The sequence below is a fragment of the Polaribacter sp. genome, from assembly GCF_039939415.1.
Classification (GTDB): Bacteria; Bacteroidota; Bacteroidia; order Flavobacteriales; family Flavobacteriaceae; genus Polaribacter.
Map to the genome: position 1 here is coordinate 1 of NZ_JBDVJE010000046.1, position 15,759 is coordinate 15,759.

At 32.3% G+C, this 15,759-nt stretch carries 8 protein-coding genes and 1 rRNA gene; 3 read left to right on the top strand and 6 right to left on the bottom strand.

What is annotated here, in order from left to right; genetic code table 11:
- Positions 1–92, top strand: a 5S ribosomal RNA gene (gene rrf / locus ABJG40_RS06770); the annotation flags it as partial.
- 364 nt (positions 93–456) lie between these two features.
- The gene (locus ABJG40_RS06775) at positions 457–3,912 is read left to right on the top strand and encodes a GEVED domain-containing protein (RefSeq protein ID WP_348023819.1); all 3,456 of its coding nucleotides are present in this window, start codon (positions 457–459) and stop codon (positions 3,910–3,912) included.
- Between the two features lie 340 nt (positions 3,913–4,252).
- Here the strand turns inward: ABJG40_RS06775 and ABJG40_RS06780 are convergent, their stop codons facing one another.
- From ABJG40_RS06780 to ABJG40_RS06805, 6 genes are all read right to left on the bottom strand, one after another.
- Positions 4,253–5,716: a glutamate synthase subunit beta gene (locus ABJG40_RS06780; RefSeq protein ID WP_348023820.1), complete on the bottom strand. Its 1,464-nt coding sequence runs from the start codon at positions 5,714–5,716 to the stop codon at positions 4,253–4,255.
- Between the two features lie 4 nt (positions 5,717–5,720).
- Entirely contained in the window at positions 5,721–10,232 is a 4,512-nt protein-coding gene (gltB, locus tag ABJG40_RS06785) for a glutamate synthase large subunit (protein WP_348023821.1), read from the bottom strand.
- A gap of 215 nt (positions 10,233–10,447) precedes the next feature.
- Positions 10,448–11,674: an ammonium transporter gene (gene amt / locus ABJG40_RS06790; RefSeq protein ID WP_348023822.1), complete on the bottom strand. Its 1,227-nt coding sequence runs from the start codon at positions 11,672–11,674 to the stop codon at positions 10,448–10,450.
- 19 nt (positions 11,675–11,693) lie between these two features.
- Positions 11,694–12,032 (bottom strand): P-II family nitrogen regulator, encoded by a 339-nt coding sequence (locus ABJG40_RS06795; RefSeq protein WP_348023823.1) that lies wholly within the window; start codon positions 12,030–12,032, stop codon positions 11,694–11,696.
- A gap of 150 nt (positions 12,033–12,182) precedes the next feature.
- Entirely contained in the window at positions 12,183–13,487 is a 1,305-nt protein-coding gene (amt, locus tag ABJG40_RS06800; RefSeq protein ID WP_348023824.1) for an ammonium transporter, read from the bottom strand.
- A gap of 43 nt (positions 13,488–13,530) precedes the next feature.
- The gene (locus ABJG40_RS06805) at positions 13,531–14,529 is read right to left on the bottom strand and encodes an outer membrane beta-barrel protein (RefSeq protein ID WP_348023825.1); all 999 of its coding nucleotides are present in this window, start codon (positions 14,527–14,529) and stop codon (positions 13,531–13,533) included.
- Between the two features lie 273 nt (positions 14,530–14,802).
- On the opposite strand from ABJG40_RS06805, the gene ABJG40_RS06810 reads away from it, so the two are divergent.
- Positions 14,803–15,585, top strand: a complete 783-nt coding sequence (locus ABJG40_RS06810) for a tRNA pseudouridine(38-40) synthase TruA (protein WP_348023826.1) — start codon at positions 14,803–14,805, stop codon at positions 15,583–15,585.
- Positions 15,586–15,759 lie beyond the last annotated feature (174 nt).

A 15,759-nucleotide genomic window follows, 5' to 3' on the forward strand; every position in this document is an offset into this window, starting at 1 on the left:
GGGGCTCACCTCTTCCCATCTCGAACAGAGAAGTTAAGCCCAATAGCGCCGATGGTACTGCATTTATGTGGGAGAGTAGGTCGCCGCCTTTCTTTTTTAAAACCTCAATTCTTATGAATTGAGGTTTTTTTTTGCTAAAAATATCATAAGACCACATTTTTTAGATCTATTTCTTTGGATACCACTTCTTGAGGTAAGTTTAATCAATAAATTTCAAATAGTATGTTCTTTTCATAAATGTTTTCTCTTATATAAATTTAACCAGTTTCTTAATTTTATTAAACTTATTTCAATAATGTTCAAGTATAAATTGTACGTTAACTATTTCTCTAAGTAAATATTTCGGTAACACATGTTGTTTTTTTGTTATAAATTAAACATTTTTAATAAAATTGTTTAATTTTTAAAAATAAATATTATATTCGGCGTTTAAAAATAACCCTAAAATAATTTATTATGAAACAAATTTTACAAACTAGTTTACTATTTATTAGCATCGTCTGCTGCTCAACAACTGGGTTTTCTCAGGAGTGGTATGAAATGATTAACAAAGAACCTGTGAATATCGAAAAGGTAAAAGAAGCAGCCAAACCTTACTTTGATAAGATAGGAAGAGGAAAACATACCGGATATAAACTATATCAGAGGTGGTTAGATGAGGCTTTACAAAATATGGATAAGCATGGTATTCCATATACTAATAATCATGTAGCAAAAGAATTAAAAAAGTTTAGAGCGAGTACATCAGAAAGAGCAACGATGCTAAATACATCAAGTGCCACTACGGATGCAGATGGTAATTGGCAGCCTATAGGACCTTTTTATTCTCAAGATAATCATCATAGTAAAAGATTGGGGAGGATAACAGCAATGGCAATAGAACCGGTTGAGCAAAAGTTAATATTTGCAGGCTCCGAAAGTGGTGGCGTGTTTAGATCCAAAGATGCAGGAACTTCTTGGGTTGCTTTAAGTGATCAATTAGATAATATGTTTGTTTTTGCATTAGCAATAGATCCCCATGATACAGATCATATATTATTTCTTAATGGTAATACTGAATTAATAGAATCCTTAGATCAAGGAGATACATGGAATCAAATAGCAAGTTTTGATCGTTTTATTAATAATGTTCAGATGATAAAGTTTCACCCTACAATACAAGGTATGTTTTTTGTTTCTACCAGAGATGGCTTGATGAAAACTATTGATGGAGGAAATACATTTACCACAAAACTTGGTCAGTATGATCCTAATGACATCTTTTTTAAACCTGGAGATCCTACTACGATGTATGTTGGTGAAGATGATTTTTGGAAATCAACAGATACAGGAGAGACGTGGACTAAAATAACTAGTGGTATAAACGTTTCTGAAAGATTAAAAATAACTGTTACTCCAGCAGATCCCAATTGTGTGTATATTTTTCAACAAGCCGGAAATGGTGCTGGACGTATTTACAAATCTACAGACTCAGGGACTACCTTTAATATTATGGCAGATTCAGCTGTGCTAGATGCAGATGATTATTTAGGTTCTCAAGCTTGGAGATGTATGACCATTATGTGTTCTGAAACTGATGTAAATGAGCTACATATGGGAGGCTTAAGAAATTTTAGATCTGACGATGGTGGGGTTACTATTTATGAAATGCCAAATACGCAGACAACCTCTGGACCAGCACATTTTCATGCAGATGTATTAATTATGGAAAATGTAAATGGAACTCTTTATGTAGCATCAGATGGAGGGATTTTTAGAAGTATAGATGGAGGAGATTCTTACAAATGTTTATCAGGAGATGGGGCAATGGGAAATTCAATGATGCCTACTCAAATTATTAGAATAGGTGGTACATCTCCTTATCCAGGTACAGGAGCAGGTTTAGATCCTGACTTGATACTTACTGGTGCTATGGATAATGGGACGCAAATTGCCAGAGGAGATACTCATACTTGGGAACAGTGGTTAGGTTCAGATGGTATGGAATGTTTTGTAGATTATACCAATTCTGATAATATTTATGGGTCGGCACAAAGTGGTGTACTTTTTTATAGTAAAAATGGAGGAAATAGTTTTGGTGTACTAAAGAGACCTGAAACCACAGGGTCTTCACCAACACCATTTCTTATGGATGCAACAACACCTACTACACTTTATGTTGGGTACAATGATTTATACATGAGTAAAAATTCTGGAGAAGACTGGGAAAAGATGACATCTGGTCAAACAAATAATGTATATATAAAAGGTCTTGCCGTTGCTCCTACAGATAATAATTATATTTATTTTTCTTCAAGCTATCAATTATGGGTCAGTACCAATGCACAAAGTTCTTCTAGAACATGGCAAGAAATTTCGGGTATTTCTGGTTATATTACTTATATTGCAGTTGATCCAAATGATCCTACACATGCCTTAATAACTACTTCAGGAGACGGTATATGGGAAACAAAAGATGCAGGAGTAACTATAACTGAAATTTCTGGAAACTTACCAGATATATCAGCAAGATGTATCTTAATGGATAATTCTACTGAAAATACTATTTATGTAGGAATGGCACAAGGTGTATACTACAAAAATGATAACATGACCAATTGGGAAATTTTTGGTAATGGTTTACCTAATTGTGCAGCGAGAGAGTTAGAAATTCATTACCAAGCAAATAAATTAAGAGTTGGAACTTGGGGTAGAGGGATTTGGGAAATTCCAATTTTTGGAAATGGTGCAACTCTTACAGATTACTGTGAATCAGAAGGGGAAAGTGTTGTTGATGAGTGGATTGATCGTGTTCAGTTTGGTTCTATTGATAATAGCTCAGGTGTAAACGGAGGATATGCTGATTTTACATCAACTCATTCCATTACTTTAGCTCCAGGAGCTACTGAAACAATTACAATAACACCAGCTTGGTCTGGCACTGTTTATAGTGAAGGCTATGCTGTTTGGATTGATTTTAATAAAGATGGTGATTTTTCTGATGCAGGAGAACAGGTATATACGCAAGCTGCTACTTCTAGTACTCCTGTGAGCGGAACGATTACTATTCCTGCAGGTACTTCTCTTAATACAACTACTATGCGTGTTTCTATGCAGTATAATGCAATTCCTGATTCATGTGATTCATTTGGTTATGGAGAGGTGGAAGACTACGAAATTGTTATTGGAGGAACTAGTGATACTGGTATGCCTACTGGATATTGTGCCTCCAATGGTGAAAATTCAGATTTCGAGTGGATTGATCTGGTACAACTTGGAAGTATTAATAATGTAAGTGGAAATGATGGAGGTTATGAAGATTATACTAATTTGTCTACTAATTTGTTAACAGGAACGCAATATACGATCTCTTTTAGTACTGGGTTTTCGGGAACTAGTTATACGGAGTTTTGGTATGTTTTTATTGATTATAATAGAGATGGTGACTTTGCTGATGCAGGTGAACAAGTGGCTACGACAAGTTCTAATTCATCAGGTACATTAACGGCTAACTTTACAGTTCCTTCTGGAATTAGTTTAGGTACTACACGTATGCGAGTTAAAATGACAGATGGTGCTTCAACAGACTCATGTGAAACAGATTTTAGTTATGGAGAAGTGGAAGATTATGCTGTTAACTTGTTAAATACTTCTACCAATCAAAAAAGTGTTTTATCAAATACGAATACGGAAGTTTCAGAAGAGTTAGATGGAGTTCTTTATCCTAACCCAACGAATGATTTTCTGAATTTAAATTTAGATTCTCTGGAAGGAATAGCTATAACGATTAGTACAGTTAATGGACAGATTGTTAAGCAAGGTGTTTTTGCAAGCAACAATAGAATTGATGTACGTAAATTAACTTCAGGAGTATATTTCTTGAAAATTGAAGATGGTCAAACAGAAAAAAGATATAAATTTATTAAACGCTAAAAAAAGATATTACTTTAATTAGTTAAAAGCCTCTCGAATTTATTTCAAGAGGCTTTTATATACAATTATAATAAATAAATATTACTTCTTTATTTTTTCCTATTTAGTAAAGATACTTTACAACTAATGATTAGATAAGTTATACTCTAACCCAATTAAAAACAGTATTATTAATTTACAAAAATAGGGTATTAATAATTGAAGGAGGCTTTTAAAAATAAAGATAATAGATCTTTCTTTGTTAGTTTTAGATTTGTAATTTATTTATGATAATAAAGCTATAACTTTTAAATACTATTGATTACAAAAAAAACTCTATCAATTTTTGATAGAGTTTTTTTTACATTGATACTAAATCTCCAGTAATGTCTTTTGATGGTAATTCTGATTTACCCATTAAGTATAAATCTACTTGTCTTGCAGCCTCTCTTCCTTCTGAAATAGCCCAAACAATTAATGATTGACCACGACGCATATCTCCTGCTGTAAATATATTAGGAATATTTGTCTGGTATTTACCATATTCTGCTTTATAGTTTGAGCGAGCATCCTTTTTAATTCCTAATTTATCTGCTAAAGAACTTTCTGGTCCTGTAAAACCTAAAGCCAATAAAGCTAAATCACAAGGCCAAGTTTTTTCTGTTCCTGATATTTCAATTAATTGAGGTCTTTGCCCTGGAACCATTTTCCATTCTACATTAACCGTTTTTAAAGCGATTAATTTTCCATTTTCATCTTTTACAAATTCTTTTGTGTTGATTAACCAATTACGTTCTACTCCTTCTTTATGAGAAGATGAAGTTTTTAATTGTAATGGCCAAAATGGCCAAGGAGTTTTAGGAGAACGATGCCCAGGAGGTTTCGGCATAATCTCAAAGTTGACAACAGATTTTGCACCCTGTCTGTTTGAAGTACCAATACAATCTGAACCTGTATCTCCACCACCAATTACTATTACTTGTTTGTCTGTAGCAAGTACTTGATCTTTTACTTCTTTACCAAATACTACTTTAGTTTGTTGTGTTAAGAAATCCATTGCTTGTACTACACCATCGGCATCTATTCCAGGAGTTGGTAAACTACGTCTTTCTGTTGCGCCACCACATAAAACAATACTATCGAAGGCTTTTAAGTCCTTTACATCATAATTAACCCCTACGTTTACATTTGTTTTAAAAACTATACCTTCTTCTTTTAAAATAGCAACTCTTCTATCAATAATTCCTTTTTCCATTTTAAAGTTAGGAATTCCATATCGTAATAAACCGCCTACTTCATCATCTCTTTCAAAAACAGTTACAGTATGACCAGCTCGATTTAATTGTTGAGCAGTCGCTAAACCTGCAGGACCAGAACCGACTACAGCAATTGTTTTACCAGTTCTGTTTTTTGGAGGCTGTGGCTTAATCCATCCTTCTTTAAATGCACGTTCTACTATATTTTTTTCTATATTTTCTATAGAAACCGGATCTTCTATAATGCCTAATACACATGATTGTTCACATGGAGCAGGGCATAATCTACCTGTAAATTCTGGAAAATTATTAGTTGAATGCAATATCCAAGAAGCTTTTTTCCATTCTCCTTGATGTACCATGTGGTTAAAATCTGGAATTAGATTTCCTAAAGGACAACCACTATGGCAAAAAGGAATTCCACAATCCATACAACGAGAACCTTGTTTCGTTATTTCTTTTTCAGAAAGAGGAACTGTAAATTCTTTATAATGTTGAACACGTTCTTCTACAGATTTATACGTTTCATCTTGTCTTTCAAATTCTTTAAATCCTGTTACTTTTCCCATGACATTATGCTATTGTTAATTCTTCAAACATTGGCTCTTCTGTTTCTAAACGTTCTAATGCACGTTTGTATTCTGTTGGCATTACTTTTACAAAGCTTTTTAAACTTGTATTCCAATCGGCTAATAAAGTAGCTCCTTTTTTACTCTCTGTATATAATACGTGTTTTTCTATTATTGCTTTTAATTCTGCAGCATCTTCATCTAAAACTTCTTCAAACTCAATAGTTTCAGTATTACAAAGTCCGTTAACAAAATTGTTTTCAGGGTCATAAATATAAGCAATACCACCACTCATACCTGCAGCAAAATTTCTACCTGTTTTACCTAATACAATTACTTTTCCACCAGTCATATATTCACAACAATGATCTCCTACACCTTCTACAACTGCGGTTGCGCCTGAATTACGAACTGCAAAACGTTCTCCTGCAATTCCGTTTATATATGCTTCACCTGCTACTGCACCAAACATACAAACATTACCAACAATGATATTGTTTTCTGCTAAAAAGTCTGCTTTTACAGGTTTCTTAACTATCAATTTTGCTCCGGATAAACCTTTACCTAAGTAATCGTTTGTATTACCATCTAACGTAAAAGTTAAGCCATGTGCTCCAAATGCACCAAAACTTTGTCCTGCAGAACCAGTAAAGTTAATGTTTAAAGTATCTTCTGGTAAACCTAAATGACCATATATTTTAGAAATTTCATTACTTACAATTGCACCTACAGTACGGTCTGTATTTTTTATTGGGTAATTTAAGTTCATTTTCTCTTTTCTATATAAAGCTCTATGTGAATCTTTTAATATAGTAAAGTCAATTACATTTTCTAAATTATGATCTTGCTTTTCTGTATTTTTTACAATCATGCTTCTATAAGCAGTAGGCCTGTGTAAGATACTAGATAGATCTAATCCTTTTGCTTTATAATGTTTAATTGCTTCATTAGCGTTTATTTTATGAGTTTGACCAACCATTTCAGCTAATGTTCTAAAACCTAATTGTGCCATAATTGTTCTTAATTCTTCTGCGATATAGTAGAAGAAATTAATTACGTGTTCTGGAGTACCTTTAAAGTTTTTACGCAGTTCTTTATCTTGTGTGGCAATACCTACTGGACATGTATTTAAATGACATTTACGCATCATAATACAACCAGAAGCAACTAATGGAGCCGTAGCAAAACCAAATTCTTCAGCACCTAATAATGCTGCAATTGCTACATCTCTACCTGTTTTTAACTGACCATCACATTCTACAACAATTCTACTTCTTAAATCATTAAGAACTAATGTTTGTTGTGCTTCTGCTAAACCAAGTTCCCAAGGTAAACCAGCATGTTTTAAAGATGTTAAAGGAGAAGCACCTGTACCTCCATCGTAACCAGAAATTAAGACAACATCTGCTTTTGCTTTTGCAACACCTGCAGCAATAGTACCTACACCAACTTCAGAAACTAATTTAACATTAATTCTTGCTTCACGATTTGCATTCTTTAAATCGAAAATTAATTGAGCTAAATCTTCAATTGAATAAATATCATGATGTGGAGGAGGAGAAATTAAACCAACAAAAGGAGTAGAATTTCTTGCTGAAGCAATCCATGGTAAAACTTTTTCTCCTGGTAATTGACCTCCTTCACCAGGTTTAGCTCCTTGAGCCATTTTTATTTGAATTTCTTGGGCATTTGTTAAATAATGAGAAGTTACCCCAAATCTACCAGATGCTACTTGTTTAATTGCAGAGTTTCTGCTATCTCCATTAATGTCTTTTTGAAAACGTTTTCTATCTTCTCCACCTTCACCAGAATTAGATTTACCTCCAATTCTATTCATTGCTATTGCTAAGTTTTCATGGGCTTCACGCGATATAGACCCATAAGACATTGCTCCTGTTTTAAAACGTTTTACAATTTCGGTCCAAGGTTCAACTTCTTCTAATGGAATAGGGTCTAAGTTATCAAACTGAAATAAGCCACGAATTGTCATTAAGCTCTCAGACTGTTCATTAATAGTTTTAGAATAAACATCATAACTTTTCTGGTCACTCAATCTTACTGCTTGTTGTAATTTAGATACTGTAGTTGGATTAAATAAATGACGTTCACCATTTCTTCTCCATCTATAATCTCCACCAACATTTAAACCTAAATTTTTATCAATTTGATTATCTGGATATGCTTGTTTATAACGTTGATCTATTTCTTTTTCTATTTCATATAATCCAATACCTTCTATTCTTGAAGCTGTATAAGGGAAATATTTTTTTACAAATTGTGAATTAAAACCTACAATTTCGAAAATTTGAGAACCTCTATAAGAATGTAAAGTAGAGATACCGATTTTATTCATTACTTTTAAAATTCCTTTTCCAATAGCCTTGTTAAAGTTGTCTACAGCTTTTTGTTCGTCTATACCAGTAATAAAGCCTTCTTTAACTTGTATTCTAATAATTTCATTAACCATATATGGGTTAATTGCACTTGCTCCATAACCAAATAAAGTAGCAAAATGATGAGGTTCACGTGGTTCTGCAGATTCTATAATAATATCAAAATAAGAACGTTTACGTAAACGATTTAATTGATGATTTACATATGAGCAAGCTAATAATGCTGGTATTGGAGCAAATTCTTGATTTACACCTCTATCTGAAAGAATTATGATATTTGTTTTTCTTTCTAATGCTTTTTCTATTTGAATAATAATATCATCTAAAGCATCTTCGAGACCATTTAAACCTTGTGCTTTCGGATATAAGATTTCAATAGTTTCTGCTTTGAAACTTTCAATATCTATATTTCTTATTTTTTCTAAATCAGCATTAGATATTACAGGGTTTTGAATTCTAAGTTTTCTACATTGTCTATCTGTAATACTGAAAATGTTTCTATCTTTTCCTAAATTTAAACTAATATCTGTAACAATATTTTCTCGAATTCCATCTAAAGGCGGGTTTGTTACTTGAGCAAATAGTTGTTTAAAATAGTTAGAAATTAATTGAGGTCTGTCTGATAAAACTGCCAAAGGAGTATCTATACCCATTGACCCTAAAGCTTCTTTACCAACAATTGCCATAGGTGTAATTACTTCTTGAATATCTTCAAAAGTATAGTTAAATAAGCGTTGCCTTGTTTTTACATCAATTGTTTCTATTGGACAAGTTTCACTAGTGTAAGGAACATCTTTTAAATGTAAACGAGTTTTATCTAACCATTCTTGGTAAGGTCTTTCAGAAACAATTTTACTTTTTATTTCTTTATCTTGAATGATTCTTCCTTCATTCATATCTACTAAGAACATCTTACCAGGTTCTAATCTACCATGTTCTTTTACATCTTCTGGAGCAACATCTACAACTCCAATTTCTGATGACATAATAAGACTACCACTTTTTGTAACTGTATATCTAGAAGGTCTTAACCCGTTTCTATCTAATAGTGCACCAATATAATCTCCATCTGTAAAAGGCACAGAAGCTGGTCCATCCCAAGGTTCCATTATACAACCATTATATTCATAAAAAGCTTTACGCTCTTTGGTCATTGTTTGATGTTTTTCCCAAGCTTCAGGAATCATCATCATCATAATTTCTGGTAATGAACGTCCTGTGTGAGTTAGCAATTCTACTACCATATCCATAGAAGCTGAATCTGATTTTCCTGGCAGTATTATTGGGAATAATTTTTCTATTTGTGGACCAAAAACATCACTTTTCATGATTTCTTCACGAACACGCATTCTACTAACATTACCTCTTAATGTGTTAATTTCTCCATTCTGACACATGTGTCTGAAAGGTTGTGCTAATTCCCAAGTTGGCATTGTATTGGTAGAAAAACGTTGATGTACTAACGCTAATCTTGTAACTAAATCTATTTCTTGTAAGTCTAAATAATATGGTCCAATATCTTCAGGCATTATAATACCTTTGTATATAATGGTAGTTATTGAAAAACTTGGGATATAAAAATAATGACTTTCAGAAATTTTAGATTTTCTAATTGCATGTTCTGCAATCTTTCTTGCAGCATACAATTTTGCTTTAAAAGTAGCCTCATCTATATTTTCTGTTTTACCAACAAAAAGTTGTTCTATGTTTGGTTCAGAAGCAAGAGCAATTTCTCCTAATTGTGAGGAATCTACAGGAACAACTCTCCATCCTAAAATAGTTAGACCTTGTTCTTTTATTTCTTTTTCGAAAGTAGTTTTACAAAAATTATATTGATTCGAAACTTTTGGAAGAAAGACCATTCCAACAGCATATTCTCTTTGATTTGGAATAGGAAAATCACACACCCGAGTAAAATAATCATGAGGAATATCTATTAATAAACCAGCCCCATCACCTGTTTTTCCATCTGCACTAACACCACCTCTGTGTTCTAGTTTTACTAGAATTTCTAGAGCATCATGTATAATTTGATTTGTCTTTTCTCCATTCAAATTACATATAAAACCTGCTCCACAATTTTCGTGTTCAAACTCTGGTAAGTATAATCCTTGTTTCTCCATATTGTATTCAATTATATTTACAAATCTATGTATTTTATTAAGAAGGTCTTAATAATCTAGATATTTAAATATGATTTTTATGATGAAAACAATAAAAATGTAAAAAAAATTTACTTATGATAATTTATTTCATAAAAATTATGAAATCCATAAAAATAAAAAAACAGTCTGTAAATTTCACTTTACAGACTGTTTAAATTGATATTTATAAGTGATTAATGCTCATTTAAACGAAAATCTGGATAAGCATCCATACCATGTTCATGTCCATCTAAACCTTCTAGTTCTTCTTTTTCACTAACTCTAATTCCTACAGCTTTTTTTAATGTGTAAATAATTATGAAAGATGTAACTAAACAAAAAACAGCATAACAAGCTACACCTGTTAATTGTATTAAGAAGGTGTGTTCTGGATTTGTAGAGAAAATTCCTACTGCTAAAGTCCCCCAAATACCACACGCTAAATGTACTGCTATTGCTCCAACAGGATCATCTAATTTAATAGCATCAACAAAAGAAACCGCAAAAACAATTAATGTTCCAGCAATAGCTCCAATAATTATAGCGCTCTCAGGAGACATTACATCTGCGCCAGCAGTAATACCAACTAAACCACCTAGTATTCCATTTAAAAACATAGTTAAATCTAAGTTTTTATATTTTATAAATGAAACTAAAGCAGCAACAACTCCACCTGCAGCAGCAGCTAAACAAGTTGTAACTAAGGTTAAAGAAGTTAATTCTGGGTCTGCAGATAAAACTGAACCACCATTAAAACCGAACCAACCTAACCATAGTATTAATACACCAGCAGTTGCTAATGGAATACTATGTCCTGGGATTGCTTGAGGTTTTCCGTCTTTAAATTTTCCAATACGAGCACCAAGTAAGTATACAGCAACCAAAGCTGCCCATCCACCAACAGAGTGTACTAAAGTAGAACCAGCAAAATCATAAAACCCCATTTGATCTAAAAAACCACCACCCCATTTCCATGATCCAGCTATTGGGTATACTAATCCTACATAAAATACTGTAAAAATCATAAAAGGTCCAATCTTCATACGCTCTGCAACTGCACCAGAAACAATAGTTGCAGCTGTAGCAGCAAACATTCCTTGAAATAAGAAATCTGTCCACCATGTATATCCACCATCTGCATATTCAGGAGTCATTCCGTTTTCAGGAGGTGTAATACCGAATCCTGCAAAATCTAAAATACCAGCAGAACCTTCTGCAAAACCTGGGTACATTAAATTAAAACCAGCGATATAATAGAGTAATAATCCAACAGTAATAATAAATATATTTTTAAATAAAATATTGATTGTGTTTTTTTGTCTTGTTAATCCTATTTCTAAAAATGCAAAACCAGTATGCATAAAGAAAACAAGAGCTGTACAGATCATCATCCATACGTTATTGGTTGTTAATAATTCCATAATTTAATTTTGTAATAATTTATTTTAAAGTTTGTCCTCCTTTTTCTCCGGTTCTAATTCTGTAAGTTTCATTTACATCACTTACAAATATTTTTCCATCTCCAACCTCACCAGTAGAGGCAGATTTTAAAATTGTATTTACTGTAACTTCTTCGAAATCATCATTTACAACTATTGCAATATGTCTTCTTTGTATATCACTTGTACTATAGCTTACACCTCTGTATACATGTCCTTCTTTTTCATTACCAATTCCTGTTACATCCCAGTAAGAGAAAAAATTTACACCTTCTGCGTGTAGCGCTTCTTTTACTGCTCTATATTTAGATTTTCTTATAATTGCTTCGATTTTTTTCATAATAGAATTAAATTTGTTGTTAATAATTAGTTATTAGTTTTTATTTTTTGCGAAATTAATAAAATATTTTACAAGTAAAAATCACATAACTTATTTATAAATAAGTTATGTGATTTATTAAGAAATAATAACTAAACTATTTTTTTTTGTTTATTTATCTTCAAAATCTCTTTGTCTTTTACCAGGATAAGCAATAGAACCATGTTCTGAAATATCTAAACCTTCTATTTCTACTTCTTTGGTCACACGTAGTCCCATAGTTGCTTTTAAGATACCAAGTACTATAAAAGATAAACCTACTGCCCATGCAGCATAAGCGAAAACGCCAATTGCTTGTGCACCTAATTGAGCAGCACCACCACCGTTAAATAATCCGATAGCAGTATCACCGTCTACACCCCATAAACCGATAACTAAAGTACCCCATGCACCAGCAACACCGTGAACAGAAGCAGCTCCAATTGCATCATCAATTTTTAATTTCTTTTCTATAAATTCTATAGAAAAAACTACTAATATACCACCAATTAAACCAGCTAATACAGCACCACCAGCTGTCATGTTTCCACAACCTGCAGTTATACTTACTAAACCAGCTAATGACCCGTTTAAAGTTTGTGATAAATTAGGTTTACCATACCAAATCCAAGTAGTAATTAATGCACCTAAACCACCTGCAGCAGCAGCTAAATTTGTAATTAATACTACGTTAGAAGCAGCAGTAGCATCATCTCCACCCCAAGCTAATTGAGAACCTCCGTTAAAACCAAACCATCCAAACCAAAGGATAAATACCCCTAATGTTGCTAAGATTTGATTGTGACCAGGTATAGGTAATACTTTACCATCTACATATTTACCAATTCTAGGACCTACCATAAAAGCAGCAACTAAAGCAGCCCATCCACCTACAGAGTGTACAATAGAAGAACCTGCAAAGTCTATAAATTCTGCTGGCATGATACCATCTGTATCATTTAACCAACCACCATTCCATTCCCATCCACCAGAAATTGGGTAGATAATAGCTGTCATAACTAATGAGAAAATGATGTAAGTAGTATATTTTGTTCTACCTGCTATTGCTCCAGATACAATTGTTGCCGTTGTTGCAGCAAACATTGTTTGGAAAAATAAATCTGCCCCTTCACCTTGAAATAATCCACTCCAGAAGAAAAATCCGTTTGAAGTATCACCATACATTAAAGAGTATCCTACTAACCAAAAAGTAATAGAACCAACACAAATGTCTAGTAAGTTTTTCATTGCAATATTAACTGCATTTTTAGATCTTGTCATACCAGATTCTACTAAAGTAAAACCAGCTTGCATTAAGAATACTAAGATACCAGCTATTAGCATCCAAAGCATTCCCATATCTCCATTTACTTGCTCTAAAACTTTAGCAGCTTCAGTAGCAGGAGTGTCTTGAAATAATGTTAAAAATAAACTCATGTTATATAAATTTTTGGTTAGTTAAATATATTTTTCTTTCTTTTTAGAAAGAGTAAACTGCAGCTAAAGCAAATGAACTTAATGATTTGTCACCAACAAAAGCAGCTTCAGAAGCAGAATCCAATCTTAATTCTGGAATTATTGTTAAAGATCCAATAGAATAATTACCTGTTAAAGTAGCTGCAAAAACACTTGATTCTGTATATAATAATGGGTCTGTACCTATAGCTTCAAAGTTGCCATCTGTTTCTTGAAAAAGTTCCGCTCTTAAACCAATTTTAAAGCTATCAGAAGTAGCTATCTGAGGGTATATAGCAGCACCATAGAATCCTGGAGCATCGTCTCCTGAAAAATAAGCAGCGTTTACTCCTAAAAAGAAAGTTTCTGACAAATCAAAACCACCTGTAAAGTCAAGTTCGTAAGCACCTTGGTCATATAAAAAATTGAAATACTGACCAGAAAACCCTAATTGTGCGCCAAAAGCATAACTTCCATTTGGGTTGTATTCAGTAGCGTCTGTTGGGTTTAAAACGGCTAACATCAAAGAAGTGTCTCCACCTAAATCAAAATCTGCTTTTAAACCAGTGTGGCTAAAAGGACCATAAGAAAATAAATATGAAGTACTGTAGTTAAAGTTTGCAGTTGGTGAAATTACCTCATACCCTAAAAAAGTATTAAAGTTACCCATTGTTAAGGTAACTTTATCACTTACATTCCAATAAGCGTATAATTGATTTACTATTGATGAAGAGTTACCTACAGAATTAAATACAGCATCTGCACCTCTTGGACCATATACCATATCTGCAACAAATCCAACTTTTTCTCCTTCGTAAGCAGCAACTAAGTTAATCATACCTAATGCGAAACCTGCTTGGTTAGCAAAAGAACTACCTGGAGCTGTGTCAAAATTACCTCCACTGATATTACCTCTAAAGTATGTGTCAACGCTACCGCTTAGTGAAAATGTTTTTTCTTCTTTTTCCTGTCCTGTTACCATTAAGCTTGTTGTTAATAATAAAGTAAAAATGATTTTTTTCATAATTTAAGTTCTTTTAAGTTGTGTTTTTAAATTTTAATTGAACGTTTCAAAAATATATATTTATTTTAAACTGACAAGGGGGTGGTTTTTTTAAATCGCTGTATTTTTAAGTGTTACCCATAAAAAAATAGGGGTTAAATTGAGATAAGTTTATTTTTTTGATTTAGAAAGGTGTAAAATGTAAGGTTTGTAAAAAAGTAGTGTATAATTTTAGGATATTCATAAAAATGCCCTTTTTGTAAAAAAAATCGTAATTATTGTATATTTACACCTATGAAATATTCAATTTCTTACGTGATTTGTTTACAATTTCTCGGTTTTCGATTTTCTGGATGGCAAAAACAAACAAATGCAAAAACTTTGCACGATATGGTAGATAAATCGTTATCATTTGTGTTTGAAGATGTTAATTATAAAACAATTGGAATTGGTAGAACAGATGCTAAGGTTTCTGCAAATATGTATTATTTGCAAATGTTTACAAACTGTGAAATTAATGAAGATTCGTTTTTACATTCGTTAAATTCTAATTTTTCTCCTGATTTTAAAGCAATTTCTATTCAGAAAGTAGATAGAAGTTTTAATGTTATTAATTCACCAAAGATTAAAGAGTATCATTATTATTTTTCTTTCGGAGAAAAAAATCATCCATTTGCAGCTCCTTTTTTAGTGAATGTTGATGAAGTTTTAGATATAAATGTAATGAGACAAGCTGCAAAATTGTTTGAAGGTGAGCATTATTTTCATAAGTATTGTACGAAACCATCTGTAAATACAATTTTTAAAAGACTGATAATTTCTTGTGAAATTGTAGAGAATACTATTTTAACAGCCAGTTTCTTTCCAGAGAAGTCATATGTATTAAAGGTTAAAGGAAAAGGATTTTTGCGTTATCAGATTAGACTGATGATGGCAACTCTTTTTGAAGTTGGTAAAGGTAATTTGGATTTACAATTTATTAAAGACTCTTTAAAAGAAGACAATGATAGAAAGTTTTTACGAAATATAGCTCCTGCATCTGGCTTACAATTATATGATATTGATTTAGAGTTTTAAGGTGATAATATTATTGTGAAAGAAATATAGTTTTTAATATTTGATTTTGTTGGCAAGTAATTGCGTGAGCGATAGTAATGGCATCCTTTTTTGAGGAATGAAAAAAAGATATAATGGATAGCGCGTTTTTTTCTTTTCGAAAAAACACGCCAAAATTAAAAATCTACCTTTTTA

Excerpts from the sequence above, each read along its gene's own strand:
- ABJG40_RS06775 (WP_348023819.1), top strand. The coding sequence starts at position 457 with ATGAAACAAATTTTACAAACTAGTTTACTATTTATTAGCATCGTCTGC.
- amt (WP_348023822.1), bottom strand. The coding sequence starts at position 11,674 with ATGGAATTATTAACAACCAATAACGTATGGATGATGATCTGTACAGCT.
- ABJG40_RS06805 (WP_348023825.1), bottom strand. The coding sequence starts at position 14,529 with ATGAAAAAAATCATTTTTACTTTATTATTAACAACAAGCTTAATGGTA.
- gltB (WP_348023821.1), bottom strand. The coding sequence starts at position 10,232 with ATGGAGAAACAAGGATTATACTTACCAGAGTTTGAACACGAAAATTGT.
- ABJG40_RS06810 (WP_348023826.1), top strand. The coding sequence starts at position 14,803 with ATGAAATATTCAATTTCTTACGTGATTTGTTTACAATTTCTCGGTTTT.
- amt (WP_348023824.1), bottom strand. The coding sequence starts at position 13,487 with ATGAGTTTATTTTTAACATTATTTCAAGACACTCCTGCTACTGAAGCT.
- ABJG40_RS06795 (WP_348023823.1), bottom strand. The coding sequence starts at position 12,032 with ATGAAAAAAATCGAAGCAATTATAAGAAAATCTAAATATAGAGCAGTA.
- ABJG40_RS06780 (WP_348023820.1), bottom strand. The coding sequence starts at position 5,716 with ATGGGAAAAGTAACAGGATTTAAAGAATTTGAAAGACAAGATGAAACG.